The sequence below is a fragment of the Rhizobium sp. YTU87027 genome (assembly GCF_050644135.1).
Taxonomy (GTDB): domain Bacteria; phylum Pseudomonadota; class Alphaproteobacteria; order Rhizobiales; family Rhizobiaceae; genus Rhizobium.
The window spans coordinates 352,949-377,919 of sequence record NZ_CP098441.1; the positions used below are offsets into that span (position 1 = coordinate 352,949).

Below are 24,971 nucleotides of genomic sequence, written 5' to 3' on the forward strand. Positions count from 1 at the left end.
TTGCGATGGGTCAAAAGACTTAGTCTTGCGCGATCCTGACACCAACGATGCCAGCTGGAAGCACTCCGGCCAAATCACGCTCTTGATTTTTGATCTTCTCGGCGTTGGATTCGATGCAATTGGCGGTCGTAAAGCGTTCCCGCGCAAGCCTCTTTAGCCTCACGCGCCGGGTGCGCCTTGAGGGCGGGAATGGTACGTTCTATTTTCAACTGTCGGTCCGGACGGACTGCGATCGAGCATGGCAGTGTGCCAAAGATTTTTGCAAAGGAACCCTCCCAGAGGCCGCGTCGCTAGAATTTGGTATGGAGCAGCCTGAGCGGCCACGGGTCTTGACCAAGCGACAACCGGCGACCTGTTGTTGCTTAGTTTTCCTCGCACGTGATCAGTCGACGAAAACTCCGACACTTGCGGCCCGGCCCATGGCGTCAATGACGGTGAGTTTCGAGTAGCCGCGGCCATCCGGCATCCACTGTTTGGTGCGACGCCGAGATATGTCGGGCAATGGCTTGCCGTTGGCAAGCCAGCGGAAGGGGGCGCGTCCGCCCTGCAGCTTCAGCATCAGTGGCGAAAGATCGCCACTCTTTGCGCCAAGATCGACATGCGCGCCTTCAGGTGGATAGACGATCTGGGGTGCTGCTTCGCGGCCGGAGGTTGCCAACAGGCCACCTGGATTGACGGCAAAACGACGTTGGCTGATCGGCAGCTCGGACTGGGCGATCCGCATTGCTCCCAAAGGCGGGCTGGAAAGGGGCGTCGTCGCGATCCCTGATTTTGCAAAGCCTTCAAAAAGGATGGGTGCTGCTGTGCCGTAACCCGTTAGTCCCGGCACAGCGCTGTTGTCGGGACGCCCGACCCAGACACCGAGCACATGGCGTCCATCGTAGCCGATGGACCAGGCGTCTCGATAGCCATAGCTCGTGCCGGTCTTGTAGGCGATCCCTTGCTTGCGAGCGCCGGCCGGCGGGATGACGCCCGAGAGGATATCGGTGACATTCCAGGCAGCCACTGGCTCAAGCATGCCCTCGCAATCGATCTTGCCAGGCTGCTCGTTGACGCCATCGCCGATGCGTATCGGCTGGCCCCGATTGGCGAGCGCGGAATAGAGTTGGACCAGATCCTTCAGCGTGATGCCAAGGCCACCGAGGCCGATCGCCAGGCCAGGAGTTTCGTTCGGGGGCAAAAGTGGACGCACCTGCGCACGGCGAAAGCGGATGAGCAGCTTGGCCGGATTGATGGCATCGAGCAGCTTGACGGCCGGCACGTTCAGAGACAATTGCAGAGCTTCGCGCACGGTGACGTCGCCCTGATAGCTCATGTCGAAATTTCGTGGTCGGTATCCGAAGAAATCGGCCGGACGATCTTCGATAATCGTCTCCTGGCTCACCAGGCCTTCCTCGAATGCGAGGCCATAAATGAACGGCTTCAGCGTCGAGCCGGGCGAACGGCTGGCACGCGTCATGTCGATCCAGCCCGAACGGCTGGCGTCGAAGTAGTCGGCCGAGCCAACCTCGCCGACGATCTCACCCGTCCGTGCGTCCGCCATGACCATGGCGATCGAGAGCTTCGGGCCGAGTTTCAATGCGGAGGCGCGGGCAACGGCTTCCAAGCCTGCCTGCACCTGCTTCTTCAGGGTCGTCGGGTATTGCAGCGCTTTCAAGTCCTTGCGTCGCGCCGCTTCGGCCACATGCGCGGCGAGCGCCGGAAGCTGCATGCGCTGAGACGGGACTGGCACGTTTTCGGCACGTGCAGCTTCCCCCTCACCGATAGCGTCGGCGACGGCGACACGCTCGAGCACACGTTTGCGTGCTGCCTCGGCCATCGCGAGATTGCGGTCCGGGCGCCGCTTTTCCGGTAGCTGCGGCAGCGCCACGAGGAGAGCGGCCTCAGCGATGGTCAACCGCCGCGGCTCTTTTCCGAAATAGGCAAGGCTTGCAGCCCGAACACCTTCGAGATTGCCGCCATAGGGTGCGTGCGTCAGATAGAGATCGAGGATCTGCTCCTTCGACAGCCGTCGTTCGATCTGGAGGGCGCGGGCGATCTGCAAGAGCTTTGCCGACAGCGAGCGGCCCTGGCGCGGTTCGATCAGCCGTGCGACCTGCATCGACAGCGTCGATGCGCCAGACACAATGCGGCCATTGGTGACGAGTTGGATGGCGGCACGGCCTATCGCCTGAAGATCGACGCCAGCATGGGTATAGAACCGCCGGTCCTCGTAGGCGACAAGCATTTTGAGGAATTGCGGATCGACATCGACCGCTCTGGTCTTCAGACGCCAGAGACCTTCGGGCGTTGCGAAGGCGCGCAGCAATTGTCCGTCCGCGTCGCGCATTTCCGCAGAGACCGTGTCCGCCCTAGCGAGCGGCGGCGGATAGGCCCGGTCGGCAGCGTCGAGCAACACCAGCCCGACGCCGGCAAGGAGGATGCCGGCGAGGCTTCCGATCGCGAGCTTCTTCTTCGCTCTCATTTCGGCGCTGCGGTGACCTCCATCTTGCCGGTCGCCGTACGCGCAGAAAGCTGCGGTCGATACATGTCCTCGACGACGGCGGCCGGATGATCGTAAGTGCCCGGTGTGACGGCGCGTACGACATAGGCGACATTGATTTCGCGATCGTCGTCCGCCGAGCGGTTGAATGCGGCCACGAAGCGGTCATTGCGGAATTCGGTATGGGCGGCCGTCACCTCGCCGATCCAGTCGAAGTTCGTCAGTTGCGCGCTGTCGACCAGGCTTGGATTGTCGATCTGGAAGCCGGCCGGCAGAAGATCCGTCACAACAATGCGCGACGGCCAGTTGTTGCTTTCGGTAATGTGCAGGACAACGACATAGCGTTCGTTCTGCTGGGCCTCGGTCACATTCGCCTGCTCGCCATCCATCGTGTAGTAGGTGCGCTCGATGGCAAAGCCGTCCCCACCTGCCGGCAGTGGCACGACGGGGGCGGCGACCGTCGTCACGACTGCCGAGACGGGCTCGCCGGTCTGGTTGGTGAGCGTGAGTGCGTTGCCCATCAACGCGTCCCCGGTCATTTTCGCCATATAGGCGCCGTTGTGCAGCGCGCCGTTGACGTCGATCTTGATCGAGTTATCGCCGCCCTGGATGGCGCGTGCGGCAAGCAGCATCCATGCCTGCTCCTGAGTGCTTGTATATTTGCTGCGGTTCCATTCCTTGGCGACTGCTTTCGCGAGTTCAGGCACGACCGGCGGGACCGGACGACTCTCGGCTGCAAGAGCGAGGATTGCGGCACCATCGCGCAGGATCGAGCCGTAGTCCGTTCTCGAAAGATTGACACGTGCCACCATCGACTGTTCCGACATCTGCAAGGCATCGACGAAGATGTTCTTCGACCGCGTCGCGTCGCCATAAAGCGCCAGTGCTGCCGCGATATGGGCCTTGGCAAGTGGCGTCGGGAAATCGTTGATCATCGTATCAGCATAGTAGCGAAGGTCGCTGATCGCCGCTTTCTTGTTGCGGGCGAGAACGTAGAGCGCATAGGCGATCTGGTCACCCTGATCCTTGACATTGACATCATAGCTCAGCGCATTTTGAAGGTTCTCCAATGCCTGCGCAAAAGCGCGGTCCGGGACGTCATACTTCTGTTCGCGGGCGCGCGTCAGGAAATCGGTGACATAGGAATCAAGCCAGAGATCGCCGCTATCGGGCCCCCAGAGGCCAAAGCTGCCGGCCGAGGCCTGATAGGAGAGCACGCGGTAGATTGCGTCCTGAACGCGTTTCTTGACATCGGCGTCATCTTCCACGCCGGCCTGCCTGGCAAGCTCGCTCAGGTAGAGCAGAGGCAGGGCACGGCTCGTCGTCTGCTCGGCGCAGCCGAACGGGTAGCGGTCGAGCGACATCAGCAGAGCCGGAATGTCGAAGGCGGCCGAACGCGTGACGCTGACGCTGACGGAGGCGCCAGGCAGCACGCTGTCTGCCAGCAATGCCTTGTCGACGGTCAGTTTGGTGGCTGGATTGAGCGCCAGTACCCTGCGTTCGGTCATCGGCAGAACAGCTGGCCGGACCGGGACGTCAACCGTCTGATCCAGCGATAGGCCCGCGGCGTCAGAAAGGTTGATTGAAACGCTGCCATTGCCCGGCTGCTTGCCGGTGACGGCGAGCGTCAGGGCAGATTTCGCGCCGGCCTCAAGACGGATCGTCTGCGAAGCCTGGTCGACGCCCACTGCCTCGTTGCCGGCAACTCTCAGCTTGAAGTCGCCAGTTGGCGCGTCGGTATTGGCAATATCGAGGCGAAGCTCGGACCTGTCTCCGGGTGCGAGGAAGCGCGGCAGGCTCGCCGTCACGACGACCGGATCGCGAATGATGACATCCTTCGTCGCATGGCCAACGCCAGCCTTCGACCAGGCGAGCGCCATGACGCGGGCTGTCCCGTTGAACTGCGGGATGTCAAAGCTGACGTTTGCCTTGCCCTCGGCATCAAGTTTCACGGGGCCGGAGAAGAAGGCGACGAGCTTTTGCGTCGGAGGGCTTGCCTGAAGCGCCACGGCACCTCCGTCACCACCCGTCCTAAGCTTGCCGCTGGCGCCGAGCGAACCGTCGATCAGCCGTCCGTAAAGGTCCCGGATTTCGAGACCAAGCTGGCGCTGGCCGAAATACCAGGTTTCCGGGTCTGGCGGTTCGTAGCGCGTCAGGTTGAGAATGCCGACGTCGACGGCAGCAACGGTCACGTAAGCGTCCTCGTTGGCACCCGCACCGGAAACGGCAAGCGTGATCGGCAGCGGTGCGCGCGGCAGCATCTTTTCCGGTGCGCCGATCGCAACGCGCAATGCGCGCTCTGCCGGGTCGACATTCAGCCATTTCACGCCGATGGCGCGCATCGGCATGTGGCTCTCCTGCGCATCCCCGGGGCGAAACAGGGTGGCGGTAACGTAAGCGCCGGCACCCCAATTGGAGGTGACGGGAATATCGACTTCGCCACCATTCGCGCCAATCGAGGCGTTCTGGACGGCGACGAGATTTTCCGTGCCAGCTGCGATCATCAATTCGCCTGCATAGCGCGAAGAGACCTTCAGCCTGGCGGTCTCACCGATCTTGTAGCTGTCCTTGTCGAGCGCGATCTCAAGTCCGTCAGGGGTCTCCGTCGAGGTTGCCTGGACGAACCAGCCGGCATCGAATTCCACGCTCGAAGCAGGACCGTCGGTCTGCGTGCTTTCGACTTCGAGGCGGTAGCGTCCCCAAGCGACAGGGGATGATATCCTCGCTCCGTCGAGAGACGCATCGACATTGCCGTTGGCAACCTGCTTGGCGGTGTAGATCGGCTCGTATTTCCAGGCGGTGCCGTCGCGATACCATTGATAGTCGCGATCCAGCTTGAAGAGCTTCCAGCGAAGACCGCTCATCGCCTGTTTCGCGCCGTCTGCACCTATGCCGATAATGGTGAAGTTGGCAATCGAGTTCTCGCCAAGATCGCCGGAGAATTCCGGCTTGATGCCGATCATCGGGCCCTGATTCTTGACCGGAAGTACGAGCGAACGCTCGATGGCGCGACCGCCGGCTTCCTGCATGCGGATATAGACGGTGGCGTTCAGAAGCTGTGTCGTCGCCGGCAGATCACCGACAGTCAACTCCGTGATAGCTTCGCCATTCTCGTCAAGTTCGGGGAGGCCTTCGATCGTCTGGCGTGTGTCTTCGCTCGCGTCCTCGTCGGCAAGGCCGAAAACATAGCCAGGGAAGGCGTCTGCCTGTCGTGTCGGCTTGATCACGACATCGCCTTCGAGCGACAGCCCGGCCGCCGGCGCCCCATAAAGATACTTGCCGCTGATGTCGATTGTCGCCGCCGTTTCCGGACCGATGACCTTCGCTTCCGTCTTGATCTCCATGTCGGTGCGATCGGGCACGAAGTCATCGACAAGGAAGGTCTTCGTCGCGATCGGCGAACCCTTCGGATCGGTATGAATGTTCATCGTCCAGGTGCCGCGCATGGCGTTTTCCTGAACGGGCAGGTCGATCGCATAGCCGCCAACATTATTGGTCTGGCTGACGATCCGGCGGTCCTCGACACCATCGGGACGCAGGAAGATGAAGGTCAGTGGCAGGTTCTCGATGGCCTTGCCATCGCTATCGCGGGCAAGGGCGGCCGCATGAACCGTTTCGCCGGCGCGGTAGATGCCGCGCTCCGTCCAGCTCAAGACATCGATGGCGCCTGGCGAAGCGCGACCGGTGACGCCGCGATCGGAGAGATCAAAGCCAGCGCGCGTCATGTCGAGGAACACGTAGTCGGCGTCACCTTTCCTGGCGGTAACAACAGCGGGCGTCAGGGCAGCCGTTGCACGCATCAGGCCGGCTGTGAACGTCGCCCGACCGTTCTCATCCGTCGTCGCAGTTCCGAGCACTTCATTGTTCTTCGCCAGAAGCTGCAGCTCGATGCCAGCGATCGGCTTTGCCGAGGCGAGCGAGCGGGTGAAGACGTTGAGGCCATCGGTACCCGCATATGTCGTGATGCCGATATCGGAAACGACAAACCATTGTGTCGCCTGGGCATTCCAGTCCTGGTCCGGGGCGTTCGGCCCCGTTGCCGTCAACACATAGACGCCCGGCTTGCGCTCTGGCAGTGCCTCATCCACCGGGAAGCTTGTGACGACATCCTTGTTGAGATCATTGCCAATGTCGATTGCGCCTTGCCAGACAAGTTCGCCGCTCTCGTCTTCGATCCTCTGTGCGCTGTAGCCATCGAGCTGTGTCAGGAACTGCGAGCTCGTCAGAAGCGGCGCGATGCCACGATCACCGATACGGTAAAGCTTGAGATTGGCCGAGGCCATGTTGACGGAAACGATCGGGATCCCGCGTCGCGCGGTCGAAGGCAGCACGAAGCTGTCGCCGGTAAAGCGCACGCTTGCCGTGCGATCCTTGACATAGATGTCAAGGCTGACCGGAGCCTCGAGGACCTCGTCGACCGACGACGGCAGGCCGGTGCGGAAGGTGATCTTGTAGTTTTCGCCGTGGGTCAGTCCTTCGATGCAGACCTGCTTGTCCTTGGTTTCGAGCGCTTTGGGCGCGGCACCGTTCAGTGTCACGAAAGGCGTATAGTCCAGGGACTTGACCAGGGCCTCGGAGAACGTCGCGCAGGCGCGCGGATTGGCACTGTCGGCGTCGACAGTATGTTCGGTAATGCGAAACCCTTGCGTCGATTTCAGCTGCAGGAAGGCCGCTTGGACTTCCTTGGAATTCACCAGCGCCAGGCTTGCCTTGTAGGCGTTGAGGGCAGCGCGATAGTTGGTGTTCTTGTCGAGTGCCGCGGCGAGCACGGAAAGCGCCTCGGCACGGGCAGAGGTTGTCCGTGTCAACTCATAGCCATTGACTGCGGCCAGCACCGCCTGTCCGAAGATCGCGCTGCCATCGTTGTCGTCGGTCTTGACGAAACTGTCGGCGGCGCGCGCCGCTTCCAGCCAGAGATCGGCATTGTCGGGGGAAAGCGCGAGCGCACTGCGGAAGGACTTCACGGCGTCGATCGCATTGCCTGCCGTCAGGTCGAGGCGGCCGTTGGCGATCAGGCTGTCGGCGCTCTGGCCCTGCTGATCATCGACCACCTCGAGATTGGTTTTGTCGTCGCGCGCCTGTTGGATCACATCGCCCGACAGGAAGCTCAAGCGCGGAGCGGCGCCGATGTCCGGCTCCGGCTTTCTGGCGGCGGTCTCAACGATCTTGCCGGCGATGGCGCCTGGGAACGCATTCATCGTCTTGAAGTCTGACTTCAGGAAGCACCATTTCACCTTCGGATTGTAGGTGAAGGCCTTGCACGACCTGTCGCCGATGCACGACGCTTTGCACTGATCCAACGTAAGGTTCTGTTCGGTTCGCAAATCGAAGCCGAAGTAGTCTGCGTCCTGGATTGTCTGGATTTCGCGTTTCGTGTCTGCCGCAAATGCGGGAAGGCTTGCGGTGATCGACACGAAAGCAACTGAAGCGATGGCGAAAAACGCGCGTACAGACATAGGTCCCCCCAAGATGCTGGCGCTGGTCCGGGGTGCACTCTCTGCACTCCACAACCGGTTGTCAACACAGGTTAAAGCGTTGTTTCGGAATGAGCCAAGGGCGGCAGCGCCGGGCTCACTTAGGCGTGAGGTGCCGGCTTCCGATTTGTTTGGTGGGGGGACCGTGAACAATCGTTGCATCAGCAAACCGGAGACTTCGATAGGGCCTTCCTTCTCCGGAAAATGCCGTTTCACCCGACCTATTCCTGTGTCGCTGTTAACAAGCTGGCGATATAGAGAACCTAGCGTTGGGGTATTTCTACGCAATTTTCGCAGCGAACTCGGCTCGCCTTTAAGACAAATGATTGATATCACGCCAAGATCCGCTGGGATCTTACGTGCACTGCGGTTTGTTGTTAACGATTTGTCAATGTTAACAGTGATTTGCCCCGGTGCTATTTCGCTCCAACCCGGAACATATCGACCCAAACGCCGTTATCACTCGGTCAACATGTAGTTGAGCGTAACCAGTGTTGTGAAAAGAGCAGAACAAGGGACGATTTATGGACGAAAGCAAACCACGGACAAACGGGGGTGCCGGGCATAGCGTCTTAATCGTTGAGGACGAGTTCCTCATTGCCATCGACCTTGAAACGACTGTCAGGGACATGGGGCTCGACGTGATTGGTCTTGCAACCGACAAGGAGCAAGCGTTGAGGCTTGCGCCGATGGCCGATATCGCGTTTGTCGATGTCAACCTTGCTGACGGCGCGACAGGCCCCGAAATCGGGCGACGTCTCGTTGAGGAATTCGGTGTGACGGTGGTTTTCATGACCGGCAACCCGGAAGCGGTCTTGGGGCGAGTTCAAGGCGCTCTGAGCGTCGTGAGCAAACCGACAACGCCCTCGATCGTGCAGAATTCGCTAAGGCATGCGCTCGCGGCGCGCTCCACGGCGGGACTGTAGGAAGAGGTAGCCGCACTTGCGGCATTCCTGGCTTCGGACAAGGCTGCTTTCATTACCGGATCGGATCACCGCCTCGATGGAGGTCTGACGGCAGGTATCGGCGTGCGCTGACGGGCGTGCCCGGCCCATCTGCCGGGCAGTCCAATGGCTAAATGAGACCGGTGAGCAGGCAAACGCCGGCCAGTGCAGCAATACTGCCAGCCGAGCGGATGACAATCGCTCCCTGCTGCTCGCTCACCTTGCCGACCAGAAGACCCAGCCCAATGCCGGCAATGTGCAGCGCTGCTGTCGCCAGCATGAAGCCTGCCGCATAGGCAACGCCGCCCACAACTGCAGGCATTTCGGAGCCGTGCGCGTGTCCGTGGAAGATTGCAAAGAGGCCGACGACCCCTGCCGCGATGGCCACGGGAGCACGGATGCCGAGCGCGACGACGGCTCCAAGGATGATGACGGAGAAAGCGATTCCGGCTTCGACAAAGGGGAGCAAAATTCCCATCACGCCGAGCGCGCCACCGACAGCCATCACCGAGATGAAGGTTGTCGGAACGAGCCAGAGCGCACGGCCGCCCAGCTGCCAGGCGACAACGCCGACAAGAACCATCGCGAGGATGTGATCGAGGCCTGAGACAGGGTGCGTGAAACCGTTAACGAAGCCAACCGTATGGCCAACGCCGGTGTGAGCGAAGGCGAGTGATGGAGCAAGGACGCAAGCCGTAAGCGCGGCGCTAAATTTTGAAATCTCTGAGAACATGGATGGCCCCTACCTTGTGCATGTTGCGGCGAAAATGGCACGCGGGATCAGGGGGATAAAGTGAAAAAATCAACGTCACCGTCATTTGACGTAGATCGCTTCCGAACCTCGCCTCCCTCAAGTCGGCTGCAGTGTACCGAACACCGAGACAAGGCCAAGCACGGCGAACCCCAGGACTATTTCCGCGGCGGTCGCACACTGGAGCGGCTGCAGTGACGGGTTGCGGGCGAGCCTCGGGACAAGCACGTAGCGATTGGTTATCGCAAGGGTCACCAAGGCGAACACGATCAGGATCTTGATGCTGAGCAGCAGCTGATAATCGAACTGCCAATCCAACGGAGCGGATCCGACAATCAGGATCGTATTGATGATGCCGGTCGTAAGCACAAGTGCCACTGCAACATGGCCCGCGGTCGAAAACCGCATCAGTGCGGTCCGTGCATCCTGCTGCCATCGCGCGTTATGGAGCATCGGCAAGGTGACGACGACCGGCACCAGTGCCCCGAGCCAGGCGCCACCAGACAGGAGATGAAGGCCATCGTTGAGGCGATGCATCGTGCGCAACCAGCCGCTGTTCATCGCGGCATGACCACTGATCGTCAGGCTGCTGAGCAGCAACCCGGCGCTGATCGAGAGAGCTCGGTATCTGAACCGACCTGTCGTCAGGCAGGACGCGATGAGGAGACCGGCGGCGCCAGCCTGGGCAATCCAGGCCTGCCCGGCATTGGTTAGCGTAAGGATCGATTGCAGCATCTGCGGTGCGAGCGCATCGCCCCAGCCCTCTCCGATCGTTGCCGCTCGCAACGGGAGAAAAGCCGCGGTTGTACCGATGACCAAGAGGACTGCGAAGCTATCCCAATGCCGAAGTCGTCGGCTCACCTGCGCCGCCAGGTCTGCAGGCGCAGCCCAGCAAATGTAAGCTGATGCACCCCACAGAAACATGGCGGCACCATCAAACAGGAACCGGCACAGGATGAGCGCAGCGCCCGGCGTCACGGCTTGACCGTGAAGCCATAGGTACCGTTGGTCTTATGACCGTCCGTCGAAAGAACATGCCATTCCACCGCATAGGCCCCAGGCCCCAGCGTTTCCGGAAGAGGGACCATCAGCGTCTTGCCTTCATCCATCAGCATAGCATCGCCGGTTTTCACCACAGCCTTGTCCGGGCCAGTGATTTTCACGCCGGAGAACTTGATGTTGAGTTCTTCCGAGAAATGCAGGTCGAGTTCGGCAGGGGAGGCCGCCACCGTGGCCTCGTCGGCAGGCACAGTTTCCGTCAGATGTGCATGCGCGAGGGCCTGCCCGGCAAAGCCAAGGATCGCAACGGTGGACAATGCGACAAGGCGGGAAAGTGTCGACATGTTCTTAGTTCCTCAATTCGGATGATGACTTCGCTATCGACGCAGTCGGCCTATTGCGGTTTGGACATATCCATCCCGCCCATGTCGGAGTGGTGATCTTTGGAGCCGGCGCCACCGGCACTTCCAACATCAAACGCTATGTCGATGGAGCCCGCCTTTTCGAATGTCAGGGTCGCCTTGATCATCTCGCCCTCCTTGAAGGGTCTTTCCACACCCATGAACATGATGTGGAAGCCACCTGGCTTCAGTTCGACGGTTTGGCCGGCTGGAATGACGAGCCCGCCGACGACGGGGCGCATGGTCATCACACCGTTGTTGACACTCATCTGATGGACTTCGGTTGTCGCGGCCCGATCCGACGTGATGCTGACCAGCTTGTCGTCAGTCGAACCGGTGTTGGTCAGCTTCAGATAGCCGCCGCCGACCTTGGCGCCTGGCACCATGGCCCGCGCGTGCGGGTGGCCGATGTCGATGTCGCCGACCTTGATGTCATTGGCCGCGGCAAATGTAGCAGACAGACCGGTAAACAGGAGGCTGGCGATGAAGGTTCTAAACTTTTTCATGATCACTATTCTCGGTTTGGCCGTCGCGCGGGTGAGCGGATCATGCCGACCTCGTTGACGCGCCTGTGTGAATGAAACGAAACGACGGGACCGGCGCACCGGCGAATGACGACTGGCGATGGACTGACGTCACGGTGTCGGCCGCGGCTCGGCTTTACCCGATAACCGGAATCTGGGGCGGAGCTCTCGGGCCCCTGTTGGGCGGAAACGGTTTCTCGTTCCCTGCCTCTCTCATCGACGGCAGAGTGACGTCGGTGTTGATCCGAAGCCTTGCGACGTCGGCCAAATCGGGCAACGGCAGGAGCGTCGAGGCAGCAATGCGGCATGCCTCACAGCCATTGCCATGCACTTTTCCATGGTGGTCCACGGTGCGCTTGCTGCCGTCAGTGCAGATGACAGGCAATGTGCCATCCGGCAGAACGTACTCGGTTAACTCTGCGGAAGCTAAAGCATCACTCGCAACGCCTGGGACTTGATGGGTGAAGCCCACAAACAGCAGTGCTATCGCGCAGGTCACCCGCACGAACCACCCTGTCAATCTCGGAATCACGACCGATCGCAGCCTTTGCTCCTCCTAAGTTGGCAAGAAGCTCTACGGCAGATTCTCGCAAACCTCAATGCGGCAATTGCTAGCAGTTGAAGTCCTAAAGGAGCCTGAAGTCACTGGACTGGGCGTCGATCGATGCCGGTCGTAGCCTTGCGGAGCTAAGAAGGGCCTCTTCGCGCGCGGGTGACGAGTTCCTTCACGAAGAGCTGGGCGAGAGTGCCACTCTACGCTGCCTTCAAGGCCCGGCCTGCCGAAAGCTCGCCCCGGCGTCCGACGACTGGGCGAGGACCGACCCGGCCGACCCCGACCGGCAAGCTAGCGGCCACCTACAGACTGACCGCGCCGCGCGCAGCCTGGTCGTATTGGCCAGACAGAAGCCGCATCAGGCCTGCAAACTGGCTCACGGCCTCTTCATCAATTGCCAAGGACTTCATTCCAGAGACGAGAAGAGCTTCGCGCACTTCATGGTAGCGCCGGCAGATCCTCTCACCTTCATCGGTGACCCGTATGGTCTTTTCCTTGCCGCGGCGACCGCTTTCGACCAAACCAAGTAATTGCAGCTTCTTCACTGCATAGGTCACTATGTGCGTGTCCTCGATGTTGAACATGACAGCGATGTCAGCGAGGGTTTTTTCGCGGCTGCGGTGATTGGCGGCGTGCAGGATGAGCACATCAGTGGACTGAAGGCCGGGCGCGCCTGCTGCTGCCATGCATCTGATGATCCATCGCTGAAATGCATTGCCCGCAACCGTCAATGCAAATTCCATCTCCGATAGCGCCGGCATCGCCCCTTCTGCAAGATGAGACGCCGATACGACCGGTCCGATGGAATGCTTGCCGCTTTTCATATTTGCATCACTCACAATTTGTCGATATTTTATCGGCAAATTACAGCAATTGAAGCTGTTTAGGAAGGGCTACCAAGGGTGTGCGGCAAATGACGGATGGTGCTTGGGATTTCTGGATCGATCGTGGTGGCACCTTTACGGATGTGATCGGGCGCGCTCCTGACGGCAGCCTCCACCCACGCAAGCTTCTGTCGGAAAATCCGGAAGCTTATCGCGACGCCGCCATCCAAGGTATCCGTGACCTTCTCGGTGTCGCTGATCAAGAAGCCATCTCGTTCCGGCTGATAGGCGATGTCCGCATGGGGACGACGGTGGCCACGAACGCGCTTCTTGAGCGCAAAGGTGACAGGGTCCTTCTTCTCATCACCAAGGGCTTTCGGGACGCTCTGCGTATCGCCTATCAGGCGCGGCCGGATATTTTCGCGAAGGAGATCGTTCTGCCGGAGCAGCTCTATGAACGTGTTATCGAAGTGGATGAACGCGTTCGCGCGGACGGCTCCATCGAACTCCCGCTCGACCTTTTGGCAGTGAAGGATAGGATCGAGGCAGCCAAATCCGACGGTATCGATGCGGTGGCCATCGTCTTCATGCATTCCTGGAAGTATCCGCGACACGAGGATGCGGTTGCCGAACTTTGCAAGTCAATTGGATTTCCGCAGATCTCCGTCAGTCATCGGGTTTCGCCCTTGCTCAAACTCGTGGGACGAGGAGATACGACAGTTGTTGATGCGTACCTCTCCCCGATTCTGTCGCGCTACGTACAGCAGGTTGCCGCGGAGCTCGGCATCGACAAATCCACAGATCGTGCGCCGCGACTGAAGTTCATGATGTCATCCGGCGGATTGACTGCTGCTGACCTGTTTCAGGGCAAGGATGCCCTCCTGTCGGGTCCGGCGGGCGGCGTGGTCGGCATGGTGGAAACCGCAAAACTTGCCGGTTTCGACAAAGTCATCGGTTTCGATATGGGCGGCACGTCCACTGACGTGGCCCACTACGACGGCGAATACGAGCGTGCGTTTGACACCGAAGTCGCGGGCGTGCGGGTGCGCGCGCCGATGATGCGAATCCACACGGTCGCGGCCGGTGGTGGCTCGATCCTTCACTTTGAGGCCGGCCGTTTTCGCGTCGGCCCGGACTCTGCGGGTGCCAATCCGGGACCGGCCTGTTATCGCCGGGGCGGCGACTTGGCGGTGACCGACGCAAACGTCATGCTGGGAAAGCTGCAGCCGGATCTATTTCCGTCGATTTTTGGCCGGAGCCAGGACGAGCCACTGGATGCCGCTGTTGTCCGTCAGAAATTTCAGATACTTGCAGCCGAGGCCGGCGGCGAACATACGTCTGAAAGCGTGGCTGAGGGCTTCATCAGGATCGCCGTCGAGAACATGGCGAATGCAATCAAGAAGATCTCGGTCCAGCGTGGCTACGACGTCACTGGCTACCTGCTGAACTGCTTCGGCGGTGCTGGTGGCCAACATGCCTGTCTCGTTGCCGACGCGCTTGGCATGCAGGCCGTTCTCATCCACCCATACTCGGGGTTATTGTCGGCTTATGGCATGGGCCTGTCATCGGTCTTTGCCTCCCGCCAGCAAGCGCTCCTGAAGCCCGTATCCGATCAGGCCAAGCCAGCAATTGATGAACTGATCGCTTCGCTAAGCAGCCAAGTCGCTGGCGACCTCGCGGCCCAGGGAATTGCGAGAGGTGCAATCGATTTCAAGCCTGTTTTGCACGTACGCTATGACGGAACGGATACAACGCTGCCGGTGAATTTCGAAGATGGATCCATCGATGGCGCAAGAAGAAATTTCGAACGCGCGCATAAAGCGCAGTTCGGATTCATCTATGATGGAAAGGCAATCGTGGTCGATTCTGTGGGTGTTGAAGGCACGGACAAGAGCAGCGCCACGCATGAGGAAAACGACCAAGTGGTGGATCGCAGGGTTGTAATTGCAGACGAGAGCCGGCGTATCTTCGTTGATGGCTCATGGCAGGATGCGGGCGTCTTCCGGCGCGTCGATCTGTCGCCAGGAGCCATGATTACCGGCCCAGCACTGATCATTGAAGCCAATCAGACGATTGTCGTGGAGCCAGGCTGGCAAGCGGCGATCACCGCCAAAGACCATGTGTTGCTGCGCAGGACCGAGAAGAAGCGAAATCCCGCAGCGCTGGGAACGAATGCGGATCCGATCATGCTGGAGGTCTTCAACAATCTCTTCATGTCAATCGCAGAGCAGATGGGCGTGACGCTCCAAAACACCGCCTACTCCGTGAACATAAAGGAGCGCCTCGATTTTTCCTGTGCGGTTTTTGATCGTACCGGGGCTTTGGTTGCCAACGCTCCACACATGCCGGTGCATCTTGGGTCAATGGACCGATCCGTGGAAGCCGTCATCCAGTTGAACCAAGGCAATATTCGACCCGGCGACGTTTTCGCATTGAACGCGCCTTATAATGGCGGCACTCACTTGCCCGATATTACCGTTGTGACGCCTGTCTTCGATGATATCGGTCATGACATATTGTTTTATGTCGCGTCTCGCGGCCATCATGCCGATATCGGGGGAACCGCGCCTGGGTCCATGACGCCACTTGCAACGACGGTCGACGAGGAGGGAATTCTCTTCGACAACTTCAAACTCGTCGATCGCGGTGAGTTTTGCGAGAGGCAGTTACACGATCTCTTGACCAGACATCCGTATCCTGCCCGCAATCCGCAACAGAACATCGGTGACATCAAGGCGCAGATCGCCTCGAACGAGAAGGGGGTTGCAGAACTGCGCAAGATGGTTGCTCATTTCGGGCTTTCCGTCGTTGAGGCTTATATGGGGCATGTCCAGGATAACGCGGCAGAGAGCGTGCGCCGCGTCCTCGAACGCCTCCCTGACGCTTCTGAATACAATTATCCGACCGACACCGGCCAGACTATCAAGGTCAGGATTACGATCGACCGGGAAAAGCGCGAGGCGACGGTCGATTTCACCGGCACATCAAAAGTCGAGAAGAACAATTTCAATGCTCCGGAACCCGTAACACGAGCTGCCGTGCTTTACGCTTTTCGCGTGATGGTCGAGGATAATATCCCGATGAACGCCGGCTGCCTCAGGCCGATCAGGATCGTCATTCCGGACGGCTGCATGCTGAAGCCCGCTTATCCAGCCGCTGTCGTGGCCGGTAACGTCGAGACCTCGCAGCACGTTACGAACGCGCTTTTCGGGGCGATGGGAGCGATGGCCAACGCCCAGGGGACAATGAACAATCTAACCTTCGGCAATGATCGTTATCAATACTACGAAACGATCTGCTCGGGATCGCCGGCGGGCCAGATGAACAGCGGTCGCGCCTTTGGCGGGACGTCCGGCGTTCATACCCACATGACCAATTCCCGGCTAACGGATCCCGAAGTACTTGAGCTTCGCTTCCCGGTCTTGCTCGAAGACTTTCATATCAGGGAAGGCTCGGGGGGCAGAGGAAGCTGGAACGCTGGCGATGGCACAAAACGGACGATCCGTTTTCTCGAACGTATGGAATGCGCAATCCTGTCATCTCACCGCAACCGGCCGCCTAAGGGCTGCCATGGTGGTCACGACGGGGAAGCCGGATCCACGACGGTTCGACGTCTGGATGGACGTGTTGATACATTAAGGGCGAGCGATCAGACAATCCTGGAAGCGGGCGAAGCCGTAACGATTAAAACGCCGACCGCGGGCGGCTTCGGCACGCCCTTGCCGTGATAGGCCAACGGATCTCAAGCGTGTCGTTGCCTACATGGCGATACTTCGCCAGCCGGCTGAAAACCGGCCAGGTTCGATACCAAGCCCCAGACGTTGCCATAGCCCTCGAAGCCTGCTCGATCAAAACCGATCACGGCGAATACAAGATCATCCCGGACCTCGCGAAAAACGGGATATTCCGCTAGGGAGTGACGTAGGTTCGAAGCATATCTACGCGCGCCATAGTGCCTGGCATTAGTCCCTGGACACGAATTGACCACTTTCTGCGCTCCGGAGCAGCAGATCAGACGGCGGTTCGGCGAGGTCTTCGGCGGCCAATGTTTCAAGTGCTGCAACAACGCGAGCAAGTCCGCGCTCTTCAGCATAATACATCAGACCACCGCGCCAGCGCGGGAAGCCATATCCATGGATTTCCACGAGGTCGATGTCCACAGCTCTTAGCGCGACCTTCTCGCGCAGGATCTTCGCGGCCTCGTTGACCATCGGTAGGGCGATGCAGTCGATGATGCTGGCTTCATCCCACTCTCGCTGCGATGTTTCCCGGGCTTCCTCGGCAATAATGCCGGCGACGGTTTCCGAGGGCTGAGGAGTGCGCTCGCCCTTCGCGTAGTCGTACCAGCCGCCGCCGCTTTTCTGCCCAAGGCGTTCCAGCGTGCAAAGCCGGTCCGCGATCGGCGCGAAGGGGGTTTCGCCGCGGGCGCGCGCCGCCCTGCGCTGGAAAGCGGCAATGTCAAGGCCGCCGAGGTCCTGCGCCTCGAACGGGCCCATCGGAAGGCCAAAGGCACGCATGGCCGCGTCGACCGCCCGTGGTGTCGCGCCTGATAGCAACAGGCGCTCGGCCTGTGCGCGGGTGACTTTCAGGATCCGGTTCCCGATAAAGCCATCGCAGATGCCGGCGCGCACCGGAATCTTCTTCAGCATGCGGGCGAGCGCGAAACCTGTCGCAAGTGTTATGGCAGTGGTTTGAGCGGTCGGCACGAGCTCCAGCAGCTGCATGACGTGAGCCGGGCTGAAGAAATGCAACCCGAGAAAGCGTTCCGGGTGCTTGATGCCGGCCGCTATCTGCTCGGGATCGAGGTAGGAGGTGTTCGTCGCGAGCACGGCATCGGAACGACAGGATGTTGAAAGCTTGCCGAAGACTTCACGCTTTACGTCGAGATCTTCAAACACGGCTTCGATGACGAGGTCCACTCGAGCAAGAAGCCCGTAGTCGGTCGTACCGATGATACCGGAGAGACGTTCGGCAGCTGTTTCGGACGTGATTCTGCCGCGCTTGACGGAGCTTTCAAAAATCGAACGTAGGTTCGATAGCCCCCGCTCGACCGCCACTTCGTCGCGTTCCACGAGCGTGACGGGCAGGCCCGCATCGCGAAGGGCTGCGGCAATCCCTGCTCCCATGGTGCCGCCGCCTATGACCGCGGCAGAACGGATCGAGCGTGGTTCAATACCTGCAAGCTCGGGGGGACGTGGCGCGCTACGCTCTGCGAAGAAAACATGGCGCAAGGCGCAAGCTTGGGGTGAGCCGCGCAGGTCGAGAAACGTCTGGCGCTCGAAGGCCATTGCAGTCTCGAAATCCGCCTCGGTCGCCTTGCGGACGCATTCGAGCGCCCGAAGGGGCGCGTCCTCGCGCTTGGCGCGACCAGCAACGGCCTTCTCGGTTGTTTCCCAGAATGTTGCGCCAACGACTGGTAGGCTTCGTTGGTGGAGTGGGAGTGGAAGCGATTGATCCGCAGCCGCGCGTGCAAAGTCGATCGCCCCCTTTTCCAGATCCCCCTCGATGATGGCGTCGATCAGCCCTTGCGACCGAGCCTTCGGCGCGGCCATCGGTGCGCCTGTTGTGACCATCTCCGTGGCGAGCGCCGCTCCAATCAGCCGCGGAAGGCGCACGGTGCCCCCAGCACCCGGAACGAGGCCGAGCCGGACCTCGGGCAAGCCGACGCTTGCCGATGATACGGCTACGCGAAAACGGCAGCCGAGCGCCACCTCGAACCCGCCACCGAGCGCACTGCCATGAATTGCAGCCAGCCATGGTTTGGTCGCTGTTTCGATACGGGCGACAAGATCGGGAAGGTGAGGGGGCATCGGCGGCTTGCCGAATTCGTTGACATCGGCACCGGCAATGAACGTTCGCCCCTCGCAGATCAGCACGACTGCGCGCACCGAGGGATCGGTATCCAGCGTCTCGACCGCATTCCACAGATCCTGCCGCACCGCTTGCGACAAGGCGTTCACAGGCGGGTTGTCAATGGTGACGACGGCAATGTCGCCGTTGCGCTCGATGGTGACGGTCATATGTCATCTCCCCAGGTAGGCTCGCGAATGCTTAATCGGCGATCAGGTCCGGCGCTGGCCCCTACGCTGTAATCCGGTCGGGCGCTTTCGGGCGGCGCCACATGACGGTGCGGAATCGGTTCGCCACGAAGGCGGTATCGGTCAGGCTGGCACTGCCTGCCGGGTTGGCGCCCGTGACATGGAAATCGCTGAACGCAGCACTTTGGTTGACGAAGATGCCGCCCGTCAGATTGATCGAAAGGTTGACGCCAGCTTTGGCAAAAGCATCCACGGCAGCATCAACGCGGCCTTCGTCGGTGTCGTAGAGCGCCGCCGTGATGGCACCCTTGCGGTGGGCAAGGGTTGCCGCCTTTTCGATACCGTCGGCGGCATCCGCAACGCCGACGATAAAGGCGATCGGACCGAAGCGCTCTTCCTCGTGCGCATTCGTGTTGTCGGAATCGACCACAAGAACAAGGGGCGTTGCCGTTCGCTGATCGCCTGTGTTGATCGGGGCGGAATCGCGAATGATCTTTCCGAGGCCACGAGCAGCCTCGATCCGGGTCATGGTTGCCGGATTGGCGATCGCGCCGCAGATGCCGGCGGCGCGCGCCGTATCGGCAAGCAATGCGTCGATTGCCGCAACAATGCCCACTGCAACCTCGTCAAAGCTCTTGAGACCGTGGTTCGTCTTAATGCCGCTCCTGGGGACGTAGATGTTTTGCGGCGCAGTGCACATCTGGCCGCTGTAGAGCGACAGCGAGAAGGCGATGTTGGCGCACATGCCTGTGAAGTCGTCGGTGGCAGCGACGGCGATCGAATTGACGCCGGCCTCTTCCGTATAGATTTGAGCGTCTCCGGCATGTCGACGCACCCAATCGCCGAAGCTGTTCGAGCCCGTGTAATCGATGATCGATACCGCATCGTTCAAAACGAGATCGCAGGTGATTTCAGCCCCCGATGCATCGGCTGCCAGAAGCGCGATATTGGCGTCAAATCCCTCTTCAGTAAGCACTTGGCGGATAACCGAAACGGTGATCGCCAACGGCAGGATCGCGCCCGGATGTGGTTTGACGATGACCGTATTGCCCGTTGCAAGGCTGGCAAACAGGCCGGGATAGCTGTTCCATGTCGGGAAAGTCTGGCAGCCGATCACCAGCGAGACGCCACGCGGTACGATCCGCCAGTGCTTTTCGAGAACGATCGGCTCGGCTCTTCCCTGCGGTTTGGTCCAGACAGCCTGGCCGGGTGTGCGGGTCATTTCCGAAAAAGCATAGGCAACGGCCTCAAGGCCACGATCCTGCGCATGCGGTCCGCCAGCCTGAAAGGCCATGGCAAAAGCCTGTCCCGTCGTATGCATAACGGCGTTCGCTATTTCGAAGCTGATGCGATTGAGGCGGGCAAGAATTTCGAGGCAGATGCCAACCCGTGTCTCGACCGGGGCGGCCGCCCATAGAGGTGCCGCAGCCCGCGAGGCAGCAATCAGGGTGCGGGCATCGGCGGCCGGATAGGTGATGCCGAGGGTCGGACCGAACGGCGAAATTTCGGCACCGAGCCGCGTTGTAGCGGGATGACCGGGCATGTCGAAGCGCTTGCCGAGCCGGGCGTTATAGGATGCGAGACCGTCATCCTTGGCGGTTTCGCCGTAGATCTTGCCGCTCGGGATTTCCGGGTAGGCCGACCAATAGCCGCGTTCTTGCACTGCCTGCAGAGCTGCGGCAAGTGTCGGCTGGTGGCGGTCGAAAAGGGCATCCATCACATGTTCCTCTCATGCTGTAGATTTATAATTGACCGGCCGGTCGGTTTATGCAAGAGTTTTTTCATGAACCGCCCGATCCTGGCGGAACTGGAGGAAACATGTCCGAATCCGACACCGTCCTATCGGCGTTCGCCGATGGCGTTCTTACTCTGACCCTCAACCGTCCCGACAAGCTCAATGCCTTCAACGAAGAGATGCATCTGGCGCTGCGCGCCGGCTTCGAGCGTGCGCATCAGGATGCGTCCGTGCGGGCGGTGCTCCTGACCGGTGCTGGTCGTGGCTTCTGTGCCGGACAGGATTTGGGCGATCGCGATCCGCGCAAGGGTGGGGCGACCCCGGACCTTGGACGCACGATCGAGCTTTTCTACAATCCGCTGATCCGTCTGATCAGGACACTGGAAAAGCCGGTCATCTGTGCCGTCAACGGCGTTGCCGCAGGGGCCGGCGCCAATATCGCGCTTGCCTGCGACATCACATTGGCCGCGCGCTCTGCGCGTTTCATTCAGGCCTTTGCCAAGATCGGGCTGGTACCTGATTCCGGCGGCACCTGGAGCCTGCCCAGGCTGCTTGGTGAAGCGCGCGCCAAAGCGCTGGCACTGACAGCCGAGCCTCTGGACGCGGAAACGGCGGCAAGCTGGGGCCTGATCTGGAAGGCGGTCGACGATGCGGCACTTCTTGCCGAGGCCAAGGCTCTTGTCACGAAACTCGCGGCCGGACCGACTAAAGGCCTCGGCATGACCAAGCGTGCCATTCAGGCCGCGGCGACCAACTCACTGGACGAACAGCTCGAGCTTGAACGCGATCTACAGCGCGAGGCCGGACGCAGCGCGGACTACGCCGAGGGCGTGGCCGCGTTCCTGGAAAAGCGCAAGCCGGAGTTCAAGGGACAATGACCGACAGGATCGTACAGACGGCGCAGGAGCTTGCCAATGCCTGCGCGGATACCATGTGGCGCGAGGATAACGCCACCCGTCACCTCGGCATGGTCATGGAGCGCGTGGCGCCCGGGCTGGCTGTCATCTCCATGGTCATCAAGCCGGAGATGACCAACGGTCACGGAACCTGCCATGGCGGCTATATCTTTATGCTGGCCGACTCGGCCTTCGCCTTTGCCTGCAACACCTACAACGAGCGGACCGTCGGGCAGCACTGCTCGGTAACCTATATTGCACCGGCCTTTGTCGGCGACCGGTTGACAGCTTCCGCGCGCGAGGTCTCGCGGCGCGGACGCGGCGGCATCTACGATATCAACGTGACCAATCAGAACGGCGACCACATAGCCGAATTTCGCGGCCACTCGCGCACCGTCAAGGGCACCCTTTTGCCGGAAAAGGCGTGAAGCTGCCGGTCATTCGTTTCGGAGGAGACAGACATGGAAGACCTATCACCCCGCCCCGGCGATCTCGACGCAATCGAGACCGCCTCGCGCGACGAGATTGCTGCGCTTCAGCTTGAGCGGATGAAATGGTCGCTAAGCCACGCCTACGAGAACTCGCCCTTCTACGGTGCGCGATTTGACGAGGCAGGCGTTCATCCCTCGGATCTGAAGTCGCTGGCCGATTTGGCGAAATTCCCCTTCACGACGAAGAAGGATCTGCGTGATACCTATCCGTTCGGCATGTTTGCCGTACCGCGGGAAAAACTGGTGCGCATTCATGGGTCTTCGGGCACGACAGGCAAACCGACTGTCGTTGGTTACACCCGGAAGGATATCGACACCTGGGCCGATATGGTGGCGCGCTCGATCCGGGCCGCCGGCGGCCGTCCTGGCGACATGGTGCATGTCGCCTACGGCTATGGACTCTTTACCGGTGGCCTTGGCGCCCATTACGGCGCCGAGCGGCTCGGCTGCACTGTCGTACCGATGTCGGGTGGCATGACAGAGCGGCAGGTCACGTTGATTGAGGATTTCAGGCCGCGCATCATCATGGTCACCCCCTCCTACATGCTCTCGATCCTCGACGAGTTCCGCAGGCAGGGGATCGACCCGCGAGAAAGCTCGCTGGCGGTCGGCATCTTCGGAGCCGAACCTTGGACAAATGCGATGCGCCAGGAAATCGAGCAGTCGTTCGACATGCATGCGGTCGATATCTATGGCCTCTCGGAAGTGATGGGCCCAGGCGTCGCCAGTGAGTGCGTCGAGACCAAGGACGGATTGCATATCTGGGAAGACCACTTTTATCCGGAGATCATCGATCCGGCGACGGGTGAGGTTCTTCCCGATGGAGAAATGGGCGAACTGGTCTTCACCACACTGACCAAGGAAGGCCTGCCGATCATCCGTTACCGCACCCGCGATCTGACGCGCCTGCTGCCTGGCACGGCACGCTCCATGCGGCGCATCGAAAAGATCACCGGCCGTTGCGACGACATGATGATCCTTCGCGGCGTCAACGTCTTCCCGACCCAGATCGAGGAGCAGATCCTGAAGTGTCAGGGGCTTGCGCCGCATTTCCAGATCGAGCTCAGCCGGTCCGGCCGGATGGACCAGATGACCGTCCATGTCGAGTGTACGCCTGAGGCCGCCGACGAAACTGCTCGCGCCTCCTCGGCAAAATCCCTTGCCCACTACATCAAGAGCGTCGTTGGTGTTACCACAAAGATCGAGATTCGCGACCCGGGTGGAGTCGCACGGTCCGAGGGCAAGGCAAAACGGGTCGTCGACAACCGACCAAAGCAATGAAAGCGATTGCTTCCCGGCATGGCGATCATTCCGGGAAGCATAAATTCAGGAGCTGTCACGAGCTCGTCGCGTGGAGGGCGCGGAGGAAGAACAGGAACACAGGATCATATGGCACGAACGCGCGCGATCGACTTTGAAGAGAAACAACGCAGCCTCCTGAGCAGCGCCGCTGCCGTCTTTGCCGAGATGGGGATGGAGAAAGCCTCCATGGCTCATATCGCCTCGCGCAGCAACGTTTCCAAAGCCCTGCTCTACCATTATTATCCGAGCAAGGATGCCCTGATCTTCGACATCATTCGCAACCATCTCGAGGAACTGGAAGCTGCCGTTGCTGCCGCGGATAAACCCGGGATCTCTCCTCAGGAAAGATTGAAGCTCCTCGTGCGCCAGGTACTGGAAAACTATCGCGGCGCCGACAATGAGCACAAGGTGCAGCTAAACGGCACCAGCGCCCTTTCCCCCGAACAGCTCGACGAGCTGCGGGCCATCGAACGCCGGATCGTCAAGCGTTTCTCCAACACCATCATCGAGATCAATCCGGATCTCAATGCGAACAAACCACTGCTGATGCCGGTGACCATGTCGCTCTTCGGCATGATGAACTGGGTCTACATGTGGTTTCGTCCCGGCGGTCCGGTCAGCCGCGACGAATATGCCGACATCGCCACCACTCTGATCCTCGAGGGCGTCAAGGCGGTGCGCTGAGCGCATGGCGTTATCACGCTTGGTGCCGGCGGGGCGCTATCCGACAGATCACGGTCATAGAGAGTGATGACGGACGGTGACGAGCCTAGACGGTCGGCTGTTTCGATTTGGCGGATATGAGATTGCCGAGTTCCATCGGAAACGGGAACAAGATGGTTGAGCTCTTCTCGCTGGCGATGACGTTCAAGGTGCTCAAGTAACGAAGTTGCATGGCCTCTGGCTGCCTTGCGAGTATTTCGGCCGCCTCGAGGAGCTTTGCAGCCGCCTGCTGTTCTCCCTCGGCATTGATGACCTTTGCCCGGCGCTCGCGTTCGGCTTCCGCTTGGCGGGCAATTGCGCGGATCATCGATTCGTTGATATCGACATGCTTGATCTCGACAGTGGCGACTTTGATGCCCCAGGCATCCGTTTGAGCATCAAGGATCTCCTGAATGTCCAGGTTGAGCCTGTCGCGTTCTGCCAGCATCTCATCGAGGTCGTGCTTGCCGAGTACCGAGCGCAACGTCGTCTGGGCAAGCTGACTTGTCGCCATCATGAAGTCCTCGACCTGTATCGTCGACTTCTCGGGATCGATGACCCTGAAGTAGATCACGGCGCTGACGCGGACCGAGACATTATCATGAGAGATAACGTCCTGGCTGGGGACATCGAGTACGCGCGTGCGCAAATCTACCCGTATCATCTGCTGGACGTAGGGGACGAGGAGTATCAGGCCAGGTCCCTTGACGCCGGTGAAGCGGCCAAGCGTAAAAACGACGCCGCGTTCGTATTCCCGCAGAATCTTGACCGCGGATGCAATGATGACGAGCAAGATTAGGATCGCTACAAGATAAAAGGCAAGATCTGCAAACATGGCCATGACGTCTTCTCCTG

16 protein-coding genes and 1 pseudogene are annotated in these 24,971 nt (G+C 60.2%); 7 read left to right on the plus strand and 10 right to left on the minus strand.

Annotated features, from left to right (window positions below; translation table 11 throughout):
- Nucleotides 1-382 precede the first annotated feature (382 nt).
- Together pbpC and NBG89_RS20455 are read right to left on the minus strand one after the other, a co-directional pair.
- Nucleotides 383-2,464: a penicillin-binding protein 1C gene (gene pbpC / locus NBG89_RS20450; protein ID WP_431323958.1), complete on the minus strand. Its 2,082-nt coding sequence runs from the start codon at nt 2,462-2,464 to the stop codon at nt 383-385.
- Entirely contained in the window at nt 2,461-7,938 is a 5,478-nt protein-coding gene (locus tag NBG89_RS20455) for an MG2 domain-containing protein (protein ID WP_431323959.1), read from the minus strand. The genes pbpC and NBG89_RS20455 overlap by 4 nt, the downstream gene beginning before the upstream one ends.
- Nucleotides 7,939-8,480: 542 nt before the next feature.
- Here NBG89_RS20455 and NBG89_RS20460 point away from each other — a divergent pair.
- Nucleotides 8,481-8,882 (plus strand): response regulator, encoded by a 402-nt coding sequence (locus NBG89_RS20460; RefSeq protein WP_431323960.1) that lies wholly within the window; start codon nt 8,481-8,483, stop codon nt 8,880-8,882.
- Nucleotides 8,883-8,993, plus strand: a pseudogene (locus NBG89_RS20465) (SDR family oxidoreductase); the annotation flags it as partial. It abuts the gene before it with no gap.
- Between the two features lie 37 nt (nt 8,994-9,030).
- Here NBG89_RS20465 and NBG89_RS20470 read toward each other — a convergent pair.
- The 5 genes from NBG89_RS20470 to NBG89_RS20490 all read right to left on the minus strand — a co-directional run bounded on the left by NBG89_RS20470 (nt 9,031) and on the right by NBG89_RS20490 (nt 12,952).
- Nucleotides 9,031-9,633 carry a HupE/UreJ family protein gene (locus NBG89_RS20470; protein ID WP_431323961.1) on the minus strand — a complete coding sequence of 201 codons (603 nt, stop codon included), beginning with the start codon at nt 9,631-9,633 and terminating at the stop codon, nt 9,031-9,033.
- Between the two features lie 117 nt (nt 9,634-9,750).
- A complete protein-coding gene (copD, locus tag NBG89_RS20475; RefSeq protein ID WP_431324591.1) occupies nt 9,751-10,575 on the minus strand; it encodes a copper homeostasis membrane protein CopD in 825 nt (274 codons plus the stop codon).
- Nucleotides 10,576-10,625: 50 nt separating this feature from the next.
- On the minus strand, nt 10,626-10,994 hold the full coding sequence (copC, locus tag NBG89_RS20480) for a copper homeostasis periplasmic binding protein CopC (protein ID WP_431323962.1): 369 nt from the start codon (nt 10,992-10,994) through the stop codon (nt 10,626-10,628).
- A gap of 50 nt (nt 10,995-11,044) precedes the next feature.
- Nucleotides 11,045-11,557: a copper chaperone PCu(A)C gene (locus tag NBG89_RS20485; protein ID WP_431323963.1), complete on the minus strand. Its 513-nt coding sequence runs from the start codon at nt 11,555-11,557 to the stop codon at nt 11,045-11,047.
- Nucleotides 11,558-12,430: 873 nt separating this feature from the next.
- Entirely contained in the window at nt 12,431-12,952 is a 522-nt protein-coding gene (locus NBG89_RS20490; protein WP_431323964.1) for a winged helix DNA-binding protein, read from the minus strand.
- An 89-nt stretch (nt 12,953-13,041) separates the two neighbouring features.
- Between NBG89_RS20490 and NBG89_RS20495 the strand changes: the two genes are divergently transcribed.
- The gene (locus NBG89_RS20495) at nt 13,042-16,680 is read left to right on the plus strand and encodes a hydantoinase B/oxoprolinase family protein (RefSeq protein WP_431323965.1); all 3,639 of its coding nucleotides are present in this window, start codon (nt 13,042-13,044) and stop codon (nt 16,678-16,680) included.
- 234 nt (nt 16,681-16,914) lie between these two features.
- Here NBG89_RS20495 and NBG89_RS20500 read toward each other — a convergent pair whose 3' ends face one another.
- Both NBG89_RS20500 and paaN read right to left on the minus strand, forming a co-directional pair.
- Nucleotides 16,915-18,972: a 3-hydroxyacyl-CoA dehydrogenase NAD-binding domain-containing protein gene (locus NBG89_RS20500; RefSeq protein ID WP_431323966.1), complete on the minus strand. Its 2,058-nt coding sequence runs from the start codon at nt 18,970-18,972 to the stop codon at nt 16,915-16,917.
- A 61-nt stretch (nt 18,973-19,033) separates the two neighbouring features.
- Nucleotides 19,034-20,707, minus strand: a complete 1,674-nt coding sequence (gene paaN / locus NBG89_RS20505) for a phenylacetic acid degradation protein PaaN (RefSeq protein WP_431323967.1) — start codon at nt 20,705-20,707, stop codon at nt 19,034-19,036.
- Between the two features lie 101 nt (nt 20,708-20,808).
- Between paaN and paaG the strand changes: the two genes are divergently transcribed.
- The 4 genes from paaG (at nt 20,809) to NBG89_RS20525 (ending at nt 24,098) form a co-directional block, all read left to right on the plus strand.
- The gene (gene paaG, locus NBG89_RS20510; RefSeq protein WP_431323968.1) at nt 20,809-21,603 is read left to right on the plus strand and encodes a 2-(1,2-epoxy-1,2-dihydrophenyl)acetyl-CoA isomerase PaaG; all 795 of its coding nucleotides are present in this window, start codon (nt 20,809-20,811) and stop codon (nt 21,601-21,603) included.
- Nucleotides 21,600-22,049, plus strand: coding sequence for a hydroxyphenylacetyl-CoA thioesterase PaaI (gene paaI / locus NBG89_RS20515; RefSeq protein WP_431323969.1), 450 nt, complete (start codon nt 21,600-21,602; stop codon nt 22,047-22,049). The genes paaG and paaI overlap by 4 nt, the downstream gene beginning before the upstream one ends.
- A gap of 33 nt (nt 22,050-22,082) precedes the next feature.
- Nucleotides 22,083-23,393, plus strand: a complete 1,311-nt coding sequence (gene paaK / locus NBG89_RS20520; protein WP_431323970.1) for a phenylacetate--CoA ligase PaaK — start codon at nt 22,083-22,085, stop codon at nt 23,391-23,393.
- A 108-nt stretch (nt 23,394-23,501) separates the two neighbouring features.
- Complete coding sequence (locus NBG89_RS20525) at nt 23,502-24,098, plus strand: TetR/AcrR family transcriptional regulator (RefSeq protein ID WP_431323971.1); 597 nt, start codon at nt 23,502-23,504, stop codon at nt 24,096-24,098.
- An 85-nt stretch (nt 24,099-24,183) separates the two neighbouring features.
- Here NBG89_RS20525 and NBG89_RS20530 read toward each other — a convergent pair whose 3' ends face one another.
- Nucleotides 24,184-24,957 carry a slipin family protein gene (locus tag NBG89_RS20530; protein ID WP_431323972.1) on the minus strand — a complete coding sequence of 258 codons (774 nt, stop codon included), beginning with the start codon at nt 24,955-24,957 and terminating at the stop codon, nt 24,184-24,186.
- Nucleotides 24,958-24,971: the final 14 nt, after the last annotated feature.